Source organism: Actinopolyspora biskrensis, from assembly GCF_013408175.1.
Lineage (GTDB): Bacteria > Actinomycetota > Actinomycetes > Mycobacteriales > Pseudonocardiaceae > Actinopolyspora > Actinopolyspora biskrensis.
This window is the reverse complement of the sequence record NZ_JACBYW010000002.1, coordinates 584,917-605,122: the sequence shown is the minus strand read 5'-3', so window position 1 is coordinate 605,122 and position 20,206 is coordinate 584,917. Positions and strand designations below refer to the sequence as shown.

Genomic DNA, 20,206 nt, shown 5'->3' with positions numbered 1-20,206 from the left:
TCACGCGTCGCGCGGGTGGACGCGCCGGGCCGAGGTGTACAGGCAGACCGCCGCGGCCGTGGCGAGATTGAGACTCTCCGCACGACCGTAGATCGGGACGCGCAGGGCGTGATCCAACTCCGCGGAGCGTTCTCCGAGCCCGTGGGCCTCGCTGCCGAAAACCCAGGCGGTCGGGCCGTCCAGCCGTCCCCGACGCTCGGCGGTGTGCAGGTCCTCCCCCGCGCCACCCTCCGCGCCGATCAACTTCATGCCCGCATCCCGACAGGCCGCGAACACGGCGCTCACGTCACGCTCCCGAACCAGCGGGAGGTGGAAAACGCTGCCGGTGGAGGCCCGGACCGCCTTCCCGTTGTAGGGATCGACGGTGTCTCCCGCGAACAGCACCGCTTCGGCTCCCGCGGCGTCGGCGACGCGCACGACGGTGCCGGCGTTGCCCGGGTCGGCGACGTCGGACAACACGGCGACCAGTCGGGGGCGAGCAGCCAGGACACCGTCCATCGAGGGGCGTGGCAGACCGCACGCGGCGACCAGCCCCTGCGGGGTCACCGTTTCGGAGAGCGTGGCGGCGGCCCGTTCCGTCACGATTCGCAGCGACACTCCCACCGCGGCACAAAGATCGGTGATTTCCGGGTTACGCCGCAGGGCCTCGGGAGTGGCGAATACCTCGCGCACTCCGGTGGAAGCGCCCCCGGAGGGATGTTGCCCCGACAAGGCGTCCAAGGCCTCGGTCACGGCCATCGCACCTTCGGCGAGGAACATCCCGGCGCGCTCACGCCCGGCACGACGTGTGAGCTTGCGGGCGGCGCTCACCCTCGAGGAGCGCTCCGTCAACGGAGTCTCCACGGTTCCGGGGCGCGCCATTCCCTCCTCGCTCATCACGTCGCTACGCCGGGCGCTCGGTCGAGCCGAGATCAGGCCGCGCCTTCCGGCAGGCTGCCGCGAGCCTTGTCACACAGCGCGGTGAACGCCTGCGGATCGTTGACCGCCATCTCGGCGAGCATCTTGCGGTCCACCTCGACCTCGGCGGCCTTCAGGCCCTGCATGAACTTGTTGTAGCTGAGACCGTTCTGCCTGCTGGCGGCGTTGATACGCATGATCCACAGCTTGCGGAAGTCACCCTTGCGGGCGCGGCGGTCCCGGTAGGAGTAGACCTGCGAGTGCAGCATCTGCTCCTTCGCCTTGCGGTAGAGCCGAGAACGCTGCCCGCGATAACCCTTCGCCGACTCGAGAACCTTCCGACGCTTCTTCTGAGAGTTCACCGCTCGCTTGACGCGTGCCATTGGTTTCGTCCTGTCGATCGTATTGGGGGCGGCCCTCCGCCCCGGAGGATAAGGCTGTCACTCGTTCCGGACGGCACGGCTGCCCCGCGGCCCCCGGCGAAGACGTGGCGGCTTCAGCGCCCCAGCAACTTGTTGACCTGCCTCTTGTCGTTGGGGGAGACCTCGGTGGTGCCCTTCAGACGACGCTTCAGCTTGCTGGACTTCTTCTCCAGGATGTGCCTGCGGCCGGCACGCTCGTGACGCAGCTTCCCCGAGCCGGTGACCTTGAACCTCTTGGAAGTGCCACTGTGAGTCTTGTTCTTCGGCATTTTCGTCCTCTTTTCGTGCGAACGCCGGGCAGAATCCCAACAGGAAATCCCGCCCGGCTTGCGTTCCGGGGTGAAGTCACGACCGGGTGGACGGCCGCCGTCGATCCCGATTCCGCTGGACGGTTATGACGCGTTCGCCTTTGTCTTGTTGCCCTTACCGGTCTTGTGCGGCGCCAGCACCATGGTCATGTTGCGGCCGTCCTGCTTGGGTTTGGCCTCGATGAAGCCCTGCTCGGAGACATCGTCGGCCAGCCGCTCCAACAACCGGAACCCCAGCTCGGGGCGCGACTGCTCACGGCCGCGGAACATGATCGTCACCTTGACCTTGTGCCCCTGACCGAGAAAGCGCGAAACGTGACCCTTCTTGGTCTCGTAGTCGTGCGGATCGATCTTCGGGCGGAGCTTCTGCTCCTTGATGACGGTCTGCTGCTGATTACGGCGTGATTCGCGAGCCTTCTGCGCACTCTCGTACTTGAACTTGCCGTAGTCCATGAGCTTGCACACCGGCGGGCGAGCCTGGGGAGCGACCTCGACGAGATCCAACTCCGCTTCCTCGGCCAACCGAAGTGCGTCCTCGATACGGACGATGCCGACCTGTTCCCCGTTCGGCCCGACCAAGCGGACCTCTGGCACACGGATACGGTCGTTGATGCGCGTCTCGGAGCTGATGGGGCCTCCTCGGTTCGATGGCGTTCCTATGCTGCACCGCGGCGTGAAGCTCGCCCCTAGAGCAATGCAGCCGTCCCGTGGGCCTGCAGACCTGACGGGACCCTCTTACTCCAACCGATCGAACCGGTATGGCAATACCGTTTCAATCCACCGTCGGACGACGTCCGTGGCGGGATCGGGACCCGGCAGCCTGCGAATCAGCCACGCGGGTGGGAGCGGGGCTCCACTTTTACGCCCCCGAGGTTCGGGGGCGTTGCGCGCATGCAACAGTAACAGGCGTGACCGAGCCGCAGCCAACCGAGCCCCCCGAGCCCACCGGACGAACGACCGACAGTGAGTACGGGCAGCACCTCGACACCGCGGGTACTACGGACAACGTCCGTGACCTGGACAGTGTTCCAAGCGTGGAGATAATCAGCCGATCGGCCGTGATGCTGATGTCGGCGGCGGCGGAGAAACTGGGGCTGGCCGAGGAGGATCCCGACACGGCTCCCGTGCGTGACCTGGACGAGGCACGTCGGCTGATAACCGCGCTGGCCGGACTGATCACCTCTTCCGTCGAGTACCTCGGCCCCCACGCGGGAGCGATGCGGGACGGTCTGCAAACGCTGCAACGGGCCTTCAGGGAGGCTTCGGCGGAACCGGACCCGCCGGGCCAGGGACCCGGTGAGAAGTACACGGGCCCCGTCAACTGACGCACGCGAAACGGCGGACGTCCCGGCATTCCGGGCCGTCGCGCCGTCCCCCGACCGCGACTTCACCAGATGGGCGAGCACCTCGGGCGAGCACGCTCCCGCGGGCGGGATCGTCGTCCCGGTCGCCGCGCCGACCGAGGTCCTACTCGTCCCCGAGCACCGCCAGCGCGTCGATCTCGACCAGCAGGGCGGGCGGAAGCCCGACGTAGACGGTGGTCCGCGCCGGATACGGCTCCCCGACCACCCTGGCGTAGGTTTCGTTCATCTCCGCGAAGTGCGCCACGTCGGTGAGATACACCCGCAGCATGAGAACGTCCCCGGGCCCGGACCCCGCCTCGTCGAGGATGGCGAACACGTTGCGCAGGGCCTGTTCCGTCTGCTCGGCCACCGAACCGGAAACGGGCTCTCCGGTGGTGGGATCGACTCCGGTCTGTCCGGAGACCTGCACGAGGTTCCCCTTGCGCACCGCCTGGGACAGCGGCACACCGGCCGGAGGCCTCGGGGCGTTCGGAGTGGTTATAACGCTTGTCGACATGCGCTCTTCCTCTCGAATCGGATCATCCGTGCGGTTGCCAGCCGAGTTCGGCCGAGATGTGCGCGCACGCTTCTTTCAGTTCCCCGCTCCAGCCGAGCAACTCGTCGAAGTCGAGCAGCACTTTCGGAACGGAGACGGAGACCGCGGCGACGACCGCTCCACGGGGATCGCGCACTCCGGCCGCGACGCAGTGCACGAAGTCCTCGTGCTCCCCGCGGTCGAAGGCGCACCCCTCGGCCAGCACCCGGTCCACTTCCGCCAGGAGCGACTCCGCGCCGGTGACGGTGCGTTCGGTCAACGCGGGGTATTCCAGCCTCGCGGCCAGTTCCCTCCTGTCCTGTTCGGGCATGCCCGACAACAGCACCTTCCCGACCGCGGTGCAGTGCAGTGGAGCTCGCGCCCCTACCCTGGAGTACATCCGCACCGAACGACTGCTGTCCACTTTGTCCACGTAGACGGCTCTGTCCTCTTCCCGCACCGCCAAGTGCACCGTGTGGCCGGTGCGTTCGCCCAGTTCCCGCAGCTTCCCGCGGGCGGCGGCACGCACGTCGATCCCGTCCAGCGCGCAGTTGGCCAGTTCGAACAACGCGCTCCCCAGCCTGTAGTGGTGCGCGTCGGGGCGGTTCACGAACCTCGCGGACTCGAGGGAGCGCAGCAGTCGCATCGCGGTGGACTTGTGCACTCCCGCTGCTTCCGCCAGCTGATCGAGGTTCCGCGGCCCTTCCGCCAAGGTGTTGAGCAACGCGAGTCCACGCTGCAGGCTCTGACTCATTCCCTCGCCCTCGATCCGTCCGGGGCGGCGACTCCGCACACGAGCCGCTCCCTCATACTCACTATCGCGCTGCGCAGGGGTTTCGGTTCGCGGACACCCGCTGTCCACGTTGACGCGCACCCACCGGGATGCTAAACAGCACCGTACCAATATATGCAACACTCATTGCGTTCGATGCAACTGGAGGTTCGGTGCGGGCGGCGACTATGGACCGAGCGGCAGTACGCGGTCTGCGGGACGAGCGAATCGACTGGCGTTTCAAGGGAATGCCCTCCGAGGCCTTCGGCAGCACGGTCGAGCAGTTCCTCCGGACGCGCCCGAACCTCCGGGACAGCGGATTCGTGGGCCCACTGCTGCTTTTGGACCGCCCCGCGCTGGAGCACAACCTGACGACGATGGCCGACTGGTGTTCGCGTCACGGCGTACTGCTCTCCCCGCACGGCAAGACCACCATGGCGCCACAGCTCTTCCAGCGCCAACTCGACCACGGCGCCTGGGGGATCACAGCAGCCAACATCAGTCAACTGCGGGTCTACCGAGCGTTCGGGACGAGCCGTGTCCTGCTGGCGAACCAACTCGTCGATCCGAACGGACTCTCCTGGCTCGCCTCGGAGTTGGAACGGGACCCCGAATTCCTCTTCTGCTGCTGGGTCGACTCCACGCGGAACGTGGAACTGATGGAGCAGGCGCTGTCCGCTGCCGAGTGTCGCCGCCCCGTGGACGTACTGGTCGAGCTCGGCGGACAGGACGGGCGCACGGGGGTCAGGAACGCCACGGAGGCGCTGGAGGTCGCGCGGGCGGTGCACGCGAGCCCGAACCTGCGCCTGGCCGGTATCGCCGGTTACGAGGCCGCGATGTCGCACGATCTCAGCGACACCGACCTGGTCGCCGTGGACGACTACCTCTCCGGGATGCGCGAAGTCGTCACCGGTGTCTCACAGGCGGGGCTGTTCGACGAGGTCGACGAGATTCTCGTGACAGCGGGCGGGAGCTCCTACTTCGACCAGGTGGCCGAGGCGCTCACCACGCCGTGGGGACTGGACAGGCCCGTCGTCCCGGTCCTGCGCAGCGGCTCCTACATAACCCACGACCACGGTTTGTACCGCACCATGTCGCCCTTCGGACGTGCCCACCGACTTGCAGGTCCCGAAGAGCCCTTCCGCCCCGCACTGCGCGTACTGGCCCAGGTCGTCTCCCGCCCCGAACCGGATCTGGTGCTGCTGACCCTCGGAAGGCGCGATGCCTCCTTCGACCAGGACCTCCCACAGCCGCAGCGGGTGCGCACCGGCGACGGAAGCCGCCCGCTGAAGGGTGCGCGGGTGACGGAACTGGCCGACCAGCACGCTTTCGTCCGGGTGCCCGCGGACTCCGCCACGGAGGTCGGCGACTGGTTCGAGTGCGGGCTTTCGCATCCGTGCACGGTGTTCGACAAGTGGCCGCTGATACCGCTCGTCGACGGAGACGAAGTGGTCGATCTCGTACGCACCTTCTTCTGACGGAGGTTTCGCTCACCGGGCAGTTCCGTCCGTCGGAGCACTCGCTCCACCCCACCGCTCTCGCTGCGGACACCTCCTCGAACAGCGCCTCTCTGCGATCCGGTCGCCCCGCACGGTCCATCCGGGACGGGAACGGTTCGAACAACCGCGTGGCTGCCCGCCCCTGTTCCGCCACGGGCGCCGCGCCGCGGATGGCGATCGGCGATTCATCGAAACTTTGGTCTAGTCCATTCGGCGAAAGTGCGGCACACTAACCGAAGCCGCCGGACCGGCGAACCGCCCCCGAACCACGACCGACCCGTTCCCCGGTCCGCACGAACGACTTCGAGGAGACGAATTGGCCACCACCCCGAATCGTCGCGCTTTCCTCACCGCGCTCGGCGCGGTGGGAACCACCACGGTCCTGGCGGGCACGAGCAGCGCCCAGTCTGCCGGTCACCACCGCCCCGTGTACCTCGGCAGCTTCAGCTGGACCGACCCTCCCGGAAAGGGCCTCCAGGTCGTCGCGCACGACACCGCTTCCGGCGCGCTCCGCCCCAGGAGCACGATCGACGGAGTTCCGGACGCGTCGTGGTTGGCCTTCTCCCGGCAACGCCACGTCCTGTACACCACCAACGAGCTGGTCCCGAACGGATCGATCACTGCGCTGAACCTCGACGACCCGTGGAACCCCCGGATACTGAACACGCGGTCCAGCGAAGGCGCAGGCCCCACACACCTGAGCGTTCATCCGACGGGGCGCTTCCTGCTGACCGCCAACTACACCGACGGAACGGTCGCGGTCCATCGCCTGGAGGGGAACGGGGCCGTCGGTGAACCCACCGATCTGGTTCAGCACTCCGCGACACGACGCGCCCCCAAAGCACACCAGGTGATCACCGATCCGAGCGGCCGGTGGGTCATCACCGTGGACCTCGGCGCCGATGCCGTGCACACCTACCACCTGGACGCAGTGGACGGAAAGCTGCGGCTCAACCAACGGTTGCCGGTCCGGAGCGGCAACGGCCCCAGGCACGTGGAATTCCACCCCGAGGGGCGGTACGCCTACCTGGTCAACGAGCTCGCCAGCACCGTGACGGTGCTGGAGTGGCACGCCAACTCCGGAGAGTTCACCACCGTCTCCACCCTCGACACCCGACCGCCGGACGCCGACGGTGAGAACTTCCCGGCCGAGATCGCGGTCGACAGCGCGGGGCGGTTCTGCTACGTCACCAACCGCGGGGACGACACCGTGGCCGTGTTCACCATCGGGAACCGAGGAGCTCGGCTCCGGCTGAGCGACACCGTCTCCACCGGCGGCGCCTGGCCGCGTCACTGCACACTCGCCCCGAGTCGGCGCTGGTTGTACGTGTCCAATCAGAACTCCGGGACCATCACCCGGTTGCCACGTGACCGGAGCACGGGACGGCTCGGGCCCGTCGCCGAGACCGTCGGAGCCCCCGGAGCTGTCGTGTTGGCATTCCGAGGCTGACCGGTGTCCTCCCTCCGGATCGTCGTGGGTGGTTGCCGAGCGGGACCTCTCGCGGGTTCGTGAGCGGGTGCCCCGATATCAGGGCCACCTGCACGACGCCGGGTCCGTCCTCGCGAGAGCACCACGGGAGGAACCGCGGCGGCACGAGCCGATCGGGTGGGATCGGCGCTGCCCCGCCGAAGAAAACCCCGTCCCCACCAACGACTCGACCGGAAAAACTGTCCGGGGACTCGTGGCGGAACCCTGCAGGAGCACCGATCCGCGAGCACGAGCACACCGACATCTCTACCGGTCTAGACCTTGTTTCGGCCCGACTGGCCACTTAGCATCAGCTCTATTGCACAGAACAGAACAAACGTTGCACTGAACGCAACGGAGGTGTCATGCGGTTCTGGAGATTAGCCGCCGTGGCCGTAGCCGGAACACTGCTGGTCGGCTGTGGACCGCCCCAGGTCGACCAGTCCGGCTCCGGCGCAGACAAACGCACCGGAACCCTGCGGGTGTGGCTGTTCGACGAAGCCAACCGCTCCCCGAAGGAAAAAGTGGTGAACTCGGCCGTCCGGGAATTCGAGAACACCCACGACGACGTCACCGTGGATGTTCGCTACATCGCGGTGGACACTCGGTCGGAACGATTCACCGGCGCGTTCAACGATCCGTCGAGCGCCCCGGACGTGGCCGAATTCGGCAACACCGATCTGGCCAGTTACGTAGCGGCAGGCGGAATGGCCGAGCTCGACGAGATGCTCGAGCAGTGGCCCGCGGCCGACGACCTGTCCGAGTCGGTCCTGGAAACCGCCGGAGTGAACGGGAAAACCTACGGTGTCCCCTGGTTCACCGGTGTCCGCGCGCTCTACTACCGCACGGACGTGTTCGAGGAGTTGAACCTCGAACCACCACGAACCCTCGGGGAACTCGCCGAGACGGCGCGGAGAGTCCACACCGAACGTCCGGACATGTACGGCATCTCGGCTGGCGGGAAGTACACCTACGCGATGATGCCGTTCATCTGGGCGTCCGGGGGTGAGCTTGCGACGAAGAACGGTTCCTGGGAATCGGCGATCGACGCGGAGGAAGCCCGCACCGGCATCCGCCGCTACACCGAACTGATCGATCCCTCCGTCTGCCCGCCCGAGCAGTGCGCGCAGTTGACCGGAACGGAAAGCGTGCAGGCTTTCGCGGGCGGAAAAGCAGCCATGACCATCGGGGGAGACTTCAACCGCTCGGCCGTCGACGCCGGGGCGGCGGGCGAGAACTACGACGTCGTCCCGCTGCCCGGCACCGAACCGGGTTCGATCGCGCCAGCCTTCGCCGGAGGAAACCTTCTCGGAGTGCTGCGCTCCTCGGACAGGTCCTCACTGGCCCAGGAATTCATCCGGGTTCTTGCGGGCGAGAAATACCAGCGTCAGATGTACGAAGCCATGGGATACCTGCCCACGCTCGAAGGCGTTCAGGACCAGGTCGCTTCGGACGACCCCACGGTGCAGCCCTTCGTCGAAACGCTGCAGTCGGGCACTCGGTTCGTTCCGAGCACACCCGCGTGGTCCGAGATCGACGCCCAGGAGATCCTGCCGACGATGGTGCAGCGAATAGCCAACGGCAACGGGGTGCGCAGCACCACGAAAGACGCGGCCCGGCGCATGGACGAGGCGTTTCGGTGACCGGTCGTAGCAGGACCCCGAACGAGCGCACCCGGCCAAGAACCAACGGGTGGCACACCGAACACCGGAAAACGGGTTTCATCAGATGACCGCCCAGTCCAGCACCGAGCCGGACACCGCACGGCGACTGCCTCCCCCTCGGGCCGGGAACCGCCGTCGGCCGCGTCCGCGCGGGCCCCGAACGAACGGACGCACCGCCGCTCTGTACCTCGCCCCGACCGGCATCGTGCTGCTCGCGGTGATGGCCTACCCGCTCTATCAACTCGTGCAGCTCTCGCTGTACGAGTACGGGCAGGCCCAGGCGAGCGGGGGTGCCCCGCTGGAGTTCCGCGGACTCGGCAACTACACCGCCCTGCTCGGGGACGCGCGGTTCTGGATGGTGCTGCTCAACACCTGCGGCTTCGCCGCGGTCTGCGTGCTGGGCAGTCTGACGGTGGGGATCGCGCTGGCCGTGTTGGCGAGCAGGGTGCGCTGGCTGCCCCGCACCCTGCTGTTCCTGGCCGCCCTGGGTGCGTGGGCCACCCCGGCCGTGGCCGGGTCCACGGTGTGGCTGTTCCTGTTCGACCAGGACTTCGGCCTCGTCAACGAGGTCCTCAGCGGAATCGGCCTGGAGAGCATGGAGGGGTTCTCCTGGACCTACGACCGCTTCGTCGCCTTCGCCCTGGTCGCGGGTGAAGTGATCTGGTGCTCCTTCCCCTTCGTCATGGTCACGATGTACGCGGGCATCAAGGCCATACCGGGCGAGATGATCGAGGCCGCCGCGCTGGACGGCGCCTCGACCTGGCGCACCACCCGCAGCGTGCTGATGCCGATGCTGCGTCCGCTGCTGGTCATCGCCACCATCCAGTCGATCATCTGGGACTTCAAGATCTTCACCCAGATCTACGTGATGACCGACGGAGGCGGCATCGCGGGACGGAACCTGGTGCTCAACGTGTACGCCTACCAGGAGGCGTTCGCTGGATCCAGTTACGGCCTCGGTTCGGCCATCGGAGTGGTGATGACCGTTCTGCTGTTGCTGATCACGATGATTTACCTGCGCGTGCAACGAGGAGTCGGGGAGAGCACATGACGACCGCGGTTCGCACTTCCACACGACACGGGACGGGACGAAGAGGGCTGGTCAAGCGTCCGGCCAGGACCCTGGCGGAGATCGTGGCGGTCCTCGTCGCCGCCGTGGTCGCCTTCCCGCTGTACTGGATGCTGCTCACGGCGTTCAAACCGACCGGACAGATCCAGTCCACCGATCCGCGTCCGTGGACCCTGTCGCCCACGCTGGAAAACTTCCGCCGCGTGTTCACAGTGGACAATTTCGGGCGGTACTTCCTCAACAGTGTCGTCGTGGCCGGAATCGTGGTCCTGGTGTCGCTGCTGATCTCGTTTCTGGCCGCGGTCGCCCTCACCAAGTTCCGGTTCCGCGGGAGAACGGTACTGCTGGTGATGATCCTCGTCGCCCAGATGGTCCCCGTCGAGGCACTGACGATACCGCTTTTCTTCCTGATGCGTTCGGTCGGCTCGGTAGCACCGTGGTTCGGACTCAACCACCTGGGCTCGCTGGTCCTGGTGCACCTGGCTTTCAGCCTGCCCTTCGCGATCTGGATGCTGCGCGGTTTCGTCGCCGCCGTGCCCGACGAGCTCGAGGAAGCGGCCACCCTGGACGGGGCGGGCAGGTTCCGATTCACCTGGCAGGTGCTCTTCCCGCTGGTAGCACCCGGTCTGGTCGCCATGAGCGTGCTCTCGTTCATCCACGCGTGGAACGACTTCCTGTTCGCCAAGACGTTCATAATCTCGGCTACGGAGAACCAGACGCTCCCGCTGGCGATCCTCGTCTTCTTCAAACCGACGGGCAACGACTGGGGAGCGATCATGGCCGGTTCCACGCTCATGACGATCCCGGTGCTGGTCTTCTTCGTGCTGGTACAGCGCCACCTGGTGTCCGGAATAGCGGGAGCGGTGAAGGCTTGAACCACGAAACCCCCTGCCCGCTGAACGCGGTCGTCCCCCGTCCGGCAACCGTGCACCCCCGGCCCGAAACGCTCGTCCTGGACGCCGACACCACGATCGCGGGTGAGGCGGACGCCGTCCGCTGGTTCAGGGAGACGGTGGGCGGGGCGACCGGCCTCCCGCTGCGGGAGGCTCGGAACGGGCACATCACCTTCCGCGTCACCCCCGGGGAGCTCCACGGTCCCGAGAGCTATCGGATGAGCATCACCCCCGAAGGAGTTTCGGTACGAGCGCACGATCCCGCCGGAGCGCACTACGCGGCGCAAACGCTCAGACAGCTTCTCGGGGCGGGCGCGTGGCGCGAATCGGTCGTTCGTACCGGACCGTGGACCCTTCCGTGCGGAGAGCTCGAAGACCACCCGCGCTTCTCGTGGCGCGGGTGCCACCTCGACCTCGCACGACACTTCCTGCCCAAGCGCGAGGTACTCCGCTTCGTCGAGCTGTTGGCCGCGCACAAGCTCAACGTGCTGCATCTGCACCTCACCGACGACCAGGGATGGCGCATCGAGGTCCCCGGGCTGCCCCGACTGACCGAGGTCGGAGCCTGGCGGTCCGGTTCACAGCTCGGGGCCGGACCGACAGCCGAGCACCTGGCCCGTCCGCACGGTGGTTACTACACGAGCGAGGACCTGCTCGAGATCGTCTCCTACGCCGCCGAACACCACATCACCGTGGTCCCCGAGGTGGACGTGCCGGGACACTGCCAGGCGGCCATCGCGTCCTATCCCCGGCTGGGCACCGATCCGCACCGCCGACTCGACGTCTGGACGGGTTGGGGGGTCAGCGAGCACGTGCTCAACGCGGAGGAAAGCACCGTGGACTTCTTCCGCCGGGTGTTCGACCACGTTGTTTCCGTCTTCCCCTCCCCCGTCGTCTGCGTCGGGGGCGACGAGGTTCCCGCTACCGAGTGGGAGAACGACCGGCGCTGCCGGGAGCGCAGTCGCGAGCTGGGCCTGCCCGAGCCGGCTGCCCTGCACGGTTGGTTCCTGCGCAGGATGGCCGAACACCTGAGGGATCGCGGCAGGAGGGCACTCGGCTGGGACGAGGTCCTCGACGCGGGGGGCGCGTTGCCCTCCGGCAGCATCGTCGCCTCGTGGCGCGGGGAGGAAGGCGGCAAGCGGGCGGTCGCGGCCGGGCACGACACGATCATGTGTCCCGAGCAGGAGGTCTACCTGGACCACAGGCAGGCGGATCACCCCGAGGAGCCGGTCCCCGTCGGATACCTCCGCACCCTCGAGGACGTCCACGACTACGACCCCGTCCCCTCGGACATGCCGGACGGGAGCGCACACCGCGTGCTGGGCACTCAGGCACAGGTGTGGACGGAACACCTGGACAGCCCCTCCAGAGTGGATTACGCGGCCTTCCCGAGACTGTGCGCGCTCGCCGAGGTCGCCTGGCTCTCCGCCCGCGCACGGAACTTCACGGAGTTCCACCGAAGGCTCGCGACGTACCACCTGCCGAGGCTGGAAGCCCTCGGCGTGGAGTTCCGTCCGCTGGACGGCCCGCGTCCCTGGCAAACCCGTCCCGGTGTCCCCGGAAAACCGCGCTGAGCGAACCGCTGCCCGACCCCGGGCACCCGCTCACGAAGCTCGCGGGGAGGCTCCCGCCAGGCGAGCACCGACGGCCGCCCGGGCCCCCGTTCAGGGGACCACCCGGGCCAGCACTTGCCGGAAAGCGTCCCGATGCACCCTGGCCGGGTCCGCGGCCAGGTAGTGTCCGATCTCGTCCACGAACCCCGCCGGAGTCATCGGGGGCGCGTAAACGGTGCCCGGGGACTCGCTCGCGGTGATCTCGCCGGCGCGGCTCGGGTACAGCACCAGCGCTCCCACCACCTCGATGTCCCGCAGCAGTTCCCGGTAGGTGGCGATGCTCTCGGCCAGGTCGGTGCTCCCGCCCCGGAAAACGCTCCCGTTGCGCCGCAACGTGCCGTCCGCGTCGGCGGTGTAATGCCCCGGAAGCCACATTTTCGACTCGACGAGCACCAGTCTCCTGCCGCAGAGCACCGCGTGGTCGATGTCGGCGAACACCGAGTCGGGCCAGGAGAGGCCGTGAAATATCCGGACCCCGGGAAGACGGGTCAGATAGGTGGACAGCAGTTCCGCGGTCAGTCGTTCGCCGTGTTCGCCTCTGACCCCGGCCGGTTCCCCGAAGACGGTGCAGCGGCCGAACTCGGTGATGAACGCCCGGTCCTCGGAGGCCGCGGGCAAGTACTCCGGTGCGTAGCGGTAGGCCCCGGCCACGGCTATGGCGGGCATCAACCACAGCACCAGCAGCAGCGGCCACACCTCGCTGACGAGGACCACCGGCAACAACAGCGCCCATCCCCCGACGGCTGCCGCCATGGCACCGCCACGGTGCTGAGCTCGCGGGATGTAGCGGACCGGCTGCTTCGGGTTCACGGCGTGCCACCACGGCAGCTGATCCACATCGGGTTCCGGCTTCGGTGGCACGAAGTTCGGATCGGCGCCGAAGTCCCTTCTCGTTCTTCGCGTGTGGGGACGTCTCCGGCGCCGTGCGACCGTGGGGCCTCCGGAGGCGCGCCCGTCCGTTCCGCTGCCGAGGTCGCCGCGGTCGTAAGCGGCTCGGCGAGCCGGATCACTGAGGGTCTCGTAGGCCTCCTGCAGGTTCCGGAAGGTGCCGGCCGTTCCTCCGGCGTCGGGATGCATCACGCGCGCCAGGGAGCGGTAGGCGGACTTGATCTCCGCGGACGACGCGTCTCGGCCCACCCCGAGCAGCTCGTAGTAATCGACCCCGTTCACGCTGTGCGACCACCTTCCGTTCCGACACTGTGACGATACGGAAGCGTGGGACTCGACGCCCAGAGGGCTTCCGGACGGAGAACGAGTATCGATCGTCCGGAAGGCGCGATCTGTCGGGTGTGGCCGCAGTACATAGTGTCCCGGAGAATATCGCGAAACTCCGGAATGATCATCCACATGGGACACGAACGTGGCCCCGCCCCGGATATCGTGCCGCCGCACCGGAAACGGTGCTCTCCGTGGGCGAGTTCCCGTTCGGGAAGCGCGCACGGAGAGCACCGGCAGGACGGACCGGGAACCGGCCCGGAGGGTTCGCGGGCCGGTTTGCTCGGCGGGTCAGGCGGTTACGGGCGGCTGCGCCGCTCGCACGACGACCGCCCCTGCCGGGCGAGTACCCGACCGAACCACGCGGGCACTCACTCGTGTTCGGCCAGAACGGGTGCGAGGAACCGGCCGGTGTAGCTCTCCCCGACCCGCGCGACCTCTTCGGGAGCCCCCTGCGCGACGAGCCGTCCCCCGCCGTCACCCCCTTCGGGTCCCAGGTCCAGCAGCCAGTCCGCCATCTTGATCACGTCGAGGTTGTGCTCGATGACGACCACCGTGTTGCCCTTGTCCACCAGTCCGTTGACCACGCCGAGCAGTTTCCGGATGTCCTCGAAATGCAGTCCGGTGGTCGGTTCGTCGAGAATGTAGACGGTTTGACCGGTCGAACGCTTCTGCAGCTCACTGGCGAGCTTGACCCGCTGCGCCTCTCCGCCGGAGAGGGTGGGAGCGGGTTGGCCCAGCCGCACGTAACCGAGACCGACGTCGACGAGCGTCCTCAGGTGGCGGTGAATCGCCGTGATCGGTTTGAAGAACTCGGCGGCCTCCTCGATCGGCATGTCCAGCACCTCGGCGATGCTCTTGCCCTTGTAGTGCACCTCGAGGGTCTCCCGGTTGTAACGGGCGCCCTTGCAGACCTCGCAGGGCACGTACACGTCGGGCAGGAAGTTCATCTCGATCTTGAGGGTTCCGTCACCGGCGCAGGCCTCACAACGCCCCCCCTTGAGATTGAACGAGAACCTCCCCGGCTGGTAGCCACGCACCTTCGCCTCGTTCGTGGCGGCGAACAGTTTGCGGATCCGATCGAAAACCCCCGTGTAAGTGGCGGGGTTGGAGCGCGGCGTCCGGCCGATGGGTGACTGATCCACCTGGACGAGCTTGTCCACGTGTTCCAGCCCCCTGATCCGCTTGTGCCTGCCGGGGACCGTGCGGGCCCCGTTCAGCTTGTTCGCCAACGAGGAAGCCAGCACGTCGTTGACCAGGGTCGATTTCCCGGATCCGGACACCCCCGTGACGCCGATCAGACAACCGAGCGGGAAGGGGACGTCGATCTCGTCGAGGTTGTTCTCCCGAGCGCCGACCACGGTCAGCTGACGTTTCGGATCACGTTCCCTGCGCGCTTCGGGAAGCTCGATACGTTTGCGCCTGGACAGGTAATCCCCGGTCAACGAGTTCTCGTTGGCCAACAGCTCGTTCACCGGCCCCGCGTGCACGACGTGCCCACCGTGCTCGCCCGCGCCCGGACCGATGTCGACCACCCAGTCCGCGCTGCGCACGGTGTCCTCGTCGTGCTCGACCACGATCAGCGTGTTCCCGAGATCGCGCAGTCTGCTCAACGTGTCCAACAACCGCCGGTTGTCCCGCTGGTGCAGTCCGATGGACGGTTCGTCCAGAACGTAGAGAACCCCCACCAGGCCGGATCCGATCTGGGTGGCCAGCCGAATACGCTGTGCCTCGCCTCCGGACAGCGTCCCCGCGGGCCGGTCCAACGAGAGGTACTCCAACCCCACGTCGAGCAGGAAGCCGAGCCTGGCCTGCACCTCCTTGAGGACCCTGCCCGCGATCATCTGCTCGCGTTCGCCGAGTACCAGCCCGTTGAGGAACTCCGAGCAGTCCCGCACGCTCAACGCGCTGACCCCGGCGATGGACTTCTCCCCCAGCTCGGAGTTCTCCACGGTCACCGCCAGGATCTCCGGCTTGAGCCTGCTGCCCGAGCACGAGGGGCACGGGACGTCCCGCATGTAGCCCTCGTACTTCTCCCTGGTGTAGTCCGACTCGGTCTGTTCCAGCCTGCGTTCCAGGAAGGGGATGACGCCCTCGTAGGCGGCGTAGTACGAACGCTGCCTGCCGTAGCGGTTCCGGTAGCGCATGTGCACCTGGTCGTTGGTGCCGTGCAGCACCGCCTTCTTGACCTTGGTGGAAAGCCGCTTCCAGGGAGTGTCCATACGGAATCCGACGGCCTCGGAAAGCGCCGTCAGCATCCGGGTGAAGTATTCCGCCGTGTTACCCCCGCTCCACGGGGCTATCGCTCCTTCGGACAGCGAAAGGTCCTCATCGGGAACGATCAGTTCGGGATCCACTTCCTTGCGGATTCCGATACCGGCACATTCCGCGCATGCTCCGTAGGGCGAGTTGAACGAGAAAGCCCTCGGTTCGAGCTCCTCCACCCCGAAGGGATGACCGTTGGGGCAGGCGAAATTCTCCGAGAACTTGCGCTCCCGCTGCCCCTCCTTCTCGTCGACGTCGACGAATTCGAGCACGACCAGACCGTCGGCCAGCCGCAGGGCGGTCTCCACCGAGTCCGTCAGCCGCTGCTTGGCACTCGGTTTGACGGTCAACCGGTCCACCACGACAGCTATGTCGTGCTTTTCCTGCTTCTTCAGGGTGGGGGGCGCCTCCAGCGGATGGACCGCCCCGTCGACGCGCACCCGGGCGTAGCCCTGGGTCTGCAGCTGTTCGAACAGGTCCACGTACTCGCCCTTGCGCCCACGCACCACCGGGGCCAGCACCTGGAAACGGGTGCGCTCCGGCATGTCCAGGACCTGATCGACTATCTGCTGCGGAGTCTGCTTGCTGATCGACTCCCCGCACTCGGGGCAGTGGGGCCTGCCCGCCCGCGAGAACAACAAACGCAGATAGTCGTGTACTTCGGTGATCGTTCCGACGGTCGAACGCGGGTTCTTGCTCGTCGATTTCTGATCGATCGACACCGCCGGGGAGAGTCCCTCGATGAAGTCCACGTCCGGCTTGTCCATCTGCCCGAGGAACTGTCTGGCATAGGCCGACAACGATTCGACGTACCGACGCTGCCCCTCGGCGAAGATAGTGTCGAAGGCCAGACTCGACTTCCCCGAACCGGACAGCCCCGTGAAGGCGATGAGACTGTCGCGGGGGAGGTCGAGATCGATTCCGCTCAGGTTGTGCTCACGCGCGCCGCGAACGACTAGGCGGTCAGCCACTCGGTGATCCCTTCGCAAAGTGCGTGGTCAATGCGGATGCACGGGTGGCGTCGGTCCGCCGTACGCCACCGCACACCACTACCCGCCCGCGCGCTTCCGCTGCCCGATCGACCGTCGATCCGCGGGCACGGGGTGTGGTGCTCCCATGCTATGGCAGAGGCCCGACGGAGCTGTTCGGCGCGGCTGCTCAGCCGCGGAAACCGGCCCGGGCCCCGCGGGGGAACGTTTTTCGCCGCACCGAAATTCCACCGGACGGCGCGGAGCCCCCTGCCCGCACCTCACCGCCCGGAAGAGCTCGACCAGCGGTGACCGGGAGCACTACCGCGGAGCCGAAAACACGCTTACCCTCGAACACACCGGGTGAACATCCTTTCGTCGGCCGTCCCCACGGGCCCGAGGGGAACGAGGCACTCCCGGAAGGAGGCGCATGGCCGAACTCGAGTCTCGCACGGGTTATCCACGCGAACACACCACGACGGAACAGCCGAGAACCCACAGTCTCATCGCCGCCGTGCAAAGCGCCACGAACACGCTGCTCGAGACCGTCGAGACGATGGACGAGGTCTCGGTGCACGCTCCCAGTTCGCTGCCCGGCTGGAGCCGGGCGCACGTGATCTCACACCTGGCGCGCAACGCGGACGGGTGCGTGAACCTGCTCACCTGGGCGCGAACCGGCGTGGAGCACCCCATGTACCCGAGCCGGGCGGACAGGGACGCGGACATCGCGGAGGGCAGCCACCGCAATCACCGGCTGCTGTTCGAGGACCTGGCCGCCTCGTCCGGGCGTTTCTTCGAAGCCGCCCGCACCCTGCCGCAGGAGGCCTGGAACTCCCTGGTCATCGGCGCCCCCGGGAAACCCGTCCCGGCCCACGAGGTGCTGCGTGCCCGGCTGCTCGAGGTCAGGGTCCACCTGGTCGACCTCGATTGCGGATTCGGTTTCGAGGACATACCGCGGGACGATCTCGAGAGGCTGCTCAACGACGCGGTCCGCCAGTTCGGTGGCCGTCCGGACGTTCCACCACTGTCGGTGACCATCGACTTCGACGACGGCAACAGCACCGAGTGGGAGATCGGAGCGCCGCACTCCCCCCGCCACCGGGTGCGGGGCAGAGCCGGAACGGTACTGGGGTGGCTGCTGGGACGAACCGCCCCCGAAGCCCTCGGCGAGTCCACCCCGGAACTCCCACCGTGGCTGTGAGCGTCCGGGAACCACTCCGGTTAGGCTCGACCACGTGGAGATCCAGGAACAGTACACCGGACACGTACAACCGGGCGGGGCCGCCGCCAGGCGCAGGCTCGACGCGCTGACCGTGACCAAGATTTCCGTCGGTCCGATGGACAACAACGCGTACCTGCTCACGTGCAGCAGCACGGGGGACGCGCTGCTGATCGACGCGGCCAACGATCCCGAACGGCTGGCGGACCTGCTCGGCCACGACGAGGACAGACCACGGCTGCGCACCATCGTGACCACGCACCAGCACCCGGACCACTGGCAGGCCCTCGGATCCGTCGCGGGGCAAACGGGCTCCTACACCGTGGCCCACCCCGATGATGCCCACCCCCTGCCGGTGCCCCCGGACCGGGAGGTCGAGCACGGGGAAACCATCCAGGTGGGCGACTCGGCACTGGAGGTCATCCACCTGCGCGGACACACGCCCGGTTCCATCGCCCTGCTCTACCGGGACCCGACCGGTCGTCCCCACCTGTTCACCGGGGATTCACTGTTCCCCGGCGGAGTGGGCAAGACCAACTCACCGGAGGACTTCCGGGCGCTGCTCGACGACGTCGAGAACCGCGTGTTCGCGGTGCTGCCCGACGAGACGTGGTTCTATCCCGGTCACGGCGACGACTCGACGCTGGGGGCCGAACGGCCCAAGCTGCCCGAGTGGCGTGAGCGGGGCTGGTGATCCCCTCCTCACGGCTCGATCGCACCGCGGAACGCCGCGAACGCACCCCTCCGATCGTTCGCCTCCCGGTTCGCCGGGTGTTTCCGGCAACGAGTCGGTGAACAACCGGGTTCTCCCGCCGACGAGCTCGTCGCCGCGTCGTCCGGGCCTCGTTCACGGGCTCGTCGGTGCCCGGAGAACACGAACTCCCCCGCGATCCTTTTCGCGGGAGGTGGAGCGGAACCGCGCATCGACGGGAAACAATCGATCGCGATTTTTCCAAAAGTTTTTCAAGAAAAACGCGGACCCGTCATCCCCGCCGGAACCGGTGGACACCACGGCACGCCGCCGAAAAGAAGCGACGCCACCGGCCGGGATGCCAGAATGGGCCGGTGGTTCCGGTGGTCCCCGTCCTGCTCGGATCGCTGCTCACGACAACGCGGCTTCCGCCCCGGAGGACGTCCGTCCACCGGACAGGAACACCCCCGCCGAGGACGTTCGGGGACCGCTCAACCGCCCCGTTCGGCAGCCACGATCGCCCGGCGGCACTCCTTGGCCAACCGATGCCTGCGTCGGACCCGTTCCAGCAGCCCCAAGGGCGCGAGACGCCGTCCCGGCCCGTCCCCTTCACGGTGCTCGATCAGCAGTTCGTCCGCGGAGAACCGCCCGAACATCCGCCAACTCTCCCACCGTTCGAAATCGGAGGCCGTGTAGTCGTGTCCGAACAACACTCCCGAAGCGGCGCGGAGCGGTTCGTTTCCGGCCAGCCCCGAGCACTTCACCCGACCAGTGGTAAATCCGTCGAGCGAGACGGTGCTCACCTCCGGCCGGGCGGAGACGTCACCGACCGCCAGGGCGTGTCTCCCCGGATCGACGCGCGCGGCGAGCTCAACCACACGATCGGGGGAAGGCATCTCCACGATCAACCGCGGCGTCCACCACCAGTTCTCCCGCCGTGAGAGCACGCTGTCCGCCAGCAACCGCGAAGGAGGGTACTTGAACAGCTCCTGCTCGAGCAGCCCGTGGAGGAAGCCCTCCCCGGTGAGGTCCTCCCGCACCCGTACCGGACCGTAAGCCACGAGGCCGTCGTCCCCCGCCCCGAGGGAACGTCCGTCCGTCACGGAGAACCCGGCCTCCTCCGCGCGGGAGAGCTCACGGACCAGGGGCAGCCAGGAGTACGGCAACGCCACGCAAGGGGTGTCCCCGTCCGACAGCGGAGTGGCGGCGATCGCCCCGGGACGTCCCTCTCCGTCCACCCAGCACAGTTCGGCGGTCAGCGCCTCCCGCCACGTGGACCGAAAACACCGCACCCGTCACTTCCTTCCACTCTGGTGTGTCCCCCGAATGGGAGATACTCTCCGCCGGTGGCTTATACCACGTTGT

18 protein-coding genes are annotated in these 20,206 nt (G+C 67.4%); 9 read left to right on the top strand and 9 right to left on the bottom strand.

Annotation, left to right across the window (positions count from 1 at the left end; all coding sequences use genetic code 11):
* The 4 genes from FHR84_RS08300 to infC all read right to left on the bottom strand — a co-directional run bounded on the left by FHR84_RS08300 (position 1) and on the right by infC (position 2,287).
* The gene (locus FHR84_RS08300; RefSeq protein WP_246300324.1) at positions 1 to 876 is read right to left on the bottom strand and encodes a TrmH family RNA methyltransferase; all 876 of its coding nucleotides are present in this window, start codon (positions 874 to 876) and stop codon (positions 1 to 3) included.
* Positions 877 to 911: 35 nt separating this feature from the next.
* Positions 912 to 1,280: a 50S ribosomal protein L20 gene (gene rplT / locus FHR84_RS08295; RefSeq protein ID WP_142076546.1), complete on the bottom strand. Its 369-nt coding sequence runs from the start codon at positions 1,278 to 1,280 to the stop codon at positions 912 to 914.
* 113 nt (positions 1,281 to 1,393) lie between these two features.
* Entirely contained in the window at positions 1,394 to 1,588 is a 195-nt protein-coding gene (gene rpmI, locus FHR84_RS08290) for a 50S ribosomal protein L35 (RefSeq protein WP_179534853.1), read from the bottom strand.
* Positions 1,589 to 1,711: 123 nt separating this feature from the next.
* Complete coding sequence (infC, locus tag FHR84_RS08285; RefSeq protein ID WP_179534933.1) at positions 1,712 to 2,287, bottom strand: translation initiation factor IF-3; 576 nt, start codon at positions 2,285 to 2,287, stop codon at positions 1,712 to 1,714.
* Between the two features lie 248 nt (positions 2,288 to 2,535).
* Between infC and FHR84_RS22330 the strand changes: the two genes are divergently transcribed.
* The gene (locus FHR84_RS22330) at positions 2,536 to 2,952 is read left to right on the top strand and encodes a DUF1844 domain-containing protein (protein WP_425489873.1); all 417 of its coding nucleotides are present in this window, start codon (positions 2,536 to 2,538) and stop codon (positions 2,950 to 2,952) included.
* 142 nt (positions 2,953 to 3,094) lie between these two features.
* Here the strand turns inward: FHR84_RS22330 and FHR84_RS08275 are convergent, their stop codons facing one another.
* Together FHR84_RS08275 and FHR84_RS08270 are read right to left on the bottom strand one after the other, a co-directional pair.
* Positions 3,095 to 3,487 (bottom strand): RidA family protein, encoded by a 393-nt coding sequence (locus FHR84_RS08275; RefSeq protein ID WP_179534852.1) that lies wholly within the window; start codon positions 3,485 to 3,487, stop codon positions 3,095 to 3,097.
* Positions 3,488 to 3,509: 22 nt separating this feature from the next.
* On the bottom strand, positions 3,510 to 4,259 hold the full coding sequence (locus tag FHR84_RS08270; RefSeq protein ID WP_179534851.1) for an IclR family transcriptional regulator: 750 nt from the start codon (positions 4,257 to 4,259) through the stop codon (positions 3,510 to 3,512).
* Positions 4,260 to 4,465: 206 nt separating this feature from the next.
* On the opposite strand from FHR84_RS08270, the gene FHR84_RS08265 reads away from it, so the two are divergent.
* From FHR84_RS08265 to FHR84_RS08240, 6 genes are all read left to right on the top strand, one after another.
* Positions 4,466 to 5,755, top strand: coding sequence for an amino acid deaminase (locus FHR84_RS08265; RefSeq protein ID WP_179534931.1), 1,290 nt, complete (start codon positions 4,466 to 4,468; stop codon positions 5,753 to 5,755).
* A gap of 337 nt (positions 5,756 to 6,092) precedes the next feature.
* Positions 6,093 to 7,226, top strand: a complete 1,134-nt coding sequence (locus FHR84_RS08260; RefSeq protein WP_179534850.1) for a lactonase family protein — start codon at positions 6,093 to 6,095, stop codon at positions 7,224 to 7,226.
* A gap of 383 nt (positions 7,227 to 7,609) precedes the next feature.
* A complete protein-coding gene (locus FHR84_RS08255; RefSeq protein ID WP_179534849.1) occupies positions 7,610 to 8,887 on the top strand; it encodes an extracellular solute-binding protein in 1,278 nt (425 codons plus the stop codon).
* 85 nt (positions 8,888 to 8,972) lie between these two features.
* The gene (locus tag FHR84_RS08250; RefSeq protein ID WP_218862367.1) at positions 8,973 to 9,959 is read left to right on the top strand and encodes a carbohydrate ABC transporter permease; all 987 of its coding nucleotides are present in this window, start codon (positions 8,973 to 8,975) and stop codon (positions 9,957 to 9,959) included.
* Positions 9,956 to 10,852 (top strand): carbohydrate ABC transporter permease, encoded by an 897-nt coding sequence (locus tag FHR84_RS08245; protein ID WP_179534848.1) that lies wholly within the window; start codon positions 9,956 to 9,958, stop codon positions 10,850 to 10,852. Before FHR84_RS08250 ends, FHR84_RS08245 begins: the two co-directional genes overlap by 4 nt.
* A complete protein-coding gene (locus FHR84_RS08240) occupies positions 10,849 to 12,444 on the top strand; it encodes a beta-N-acetylhexosaminidase (protein WP_179534847.1) in 1,596 nt (531 codons plus the stop codon). The genes FHR84_RS08245 and FHR84_RS08240 overlap by 4 nt, the downstream gene beginning before the upstream one ends.
* 90 nt (positions 12,445 to 12,534) lie before the next feature.
* Here FHR84_RS08240 and FHR84_RS08235 read toward each other — a convergent pair whose 3' ends face one another.
* Together FHR84_RS08235 and uvrA are read right to left on the bottom strand one after the other, a co-directional pair.
* Complete coding sequence (locus tag FHR84_RS08235; protein ID WP_179534846.1) at positions 12,535 to 13,653, bottom strand: DnaJ domain-containing protein; 1,119 nt, start codon at positions 13,651 to 13,653, stop codon at positions 12,535 to 12,537.
* Between the two features lie 416 nt (positions 13,654 to 14,069).
* Entirely contained in the window at positions 14,070 to 16,934 is a 2,865-nt protein-coding gene (uvrA, locus tag FHR84_RS08230) for an excinuclease ABC subunit UvrA (RefSeq protein ID WP_179534845.1), read from the bottom strand.
* A 427-nt stretch (positions 16,935 to 17,361) separates the two neighbouring features.
* On the opposite strand from uvrA, the gene FHR84_RS08225 reads away from it, so the two are divergent.
* Both FHR84_RS08225 and FHR84_RS08220 read left to right on the top strand, forming a co-directional pair.
* Complete coding sequence (locus tag FHR84_RS08225; protein WP_179534844.1) at positions 17,362 to 18,132, top strand: maleylpyruvate isomerase family mycothiol-dependent enzyme; 771 nt, start codon at positions 17,362 to 17,364, stop codon at positions 18,130 to 18,132.
* A 34-nt stretch (positions 18,133 to 18,166) separates the two neighbouring features.
* Positions 18,167 to 18,844, top strand: coding sequence for an MBL fold metallo-hydrolase (locus tag FHR84_RS08220; RefSeq protein ID WP_179534843.1), 678 nt, complete (start codon positions 18,167 to 18,169; stop codon positions 18,842 to 18,844).
* Positions 18,845 to 19,332: 488 nt separating this feature from the next.
* Here FHR84_RS08220 and FHR84_RS08215 read toward each other — a convergent pair whose 3' ends face one another.
* Positions 19,333 to 20,133, bottom strand: a complete 801-nt coding sequence (locus FHR84_RS08215) for a hypothetical protein (protein ID WP_179534842.1) — start codon at positions 20,131 to 20,133, stop codon at positions 19,333 to 19,335.
* Positions 20,134 to 20,206: the final 73 nt, after the last annotated feature.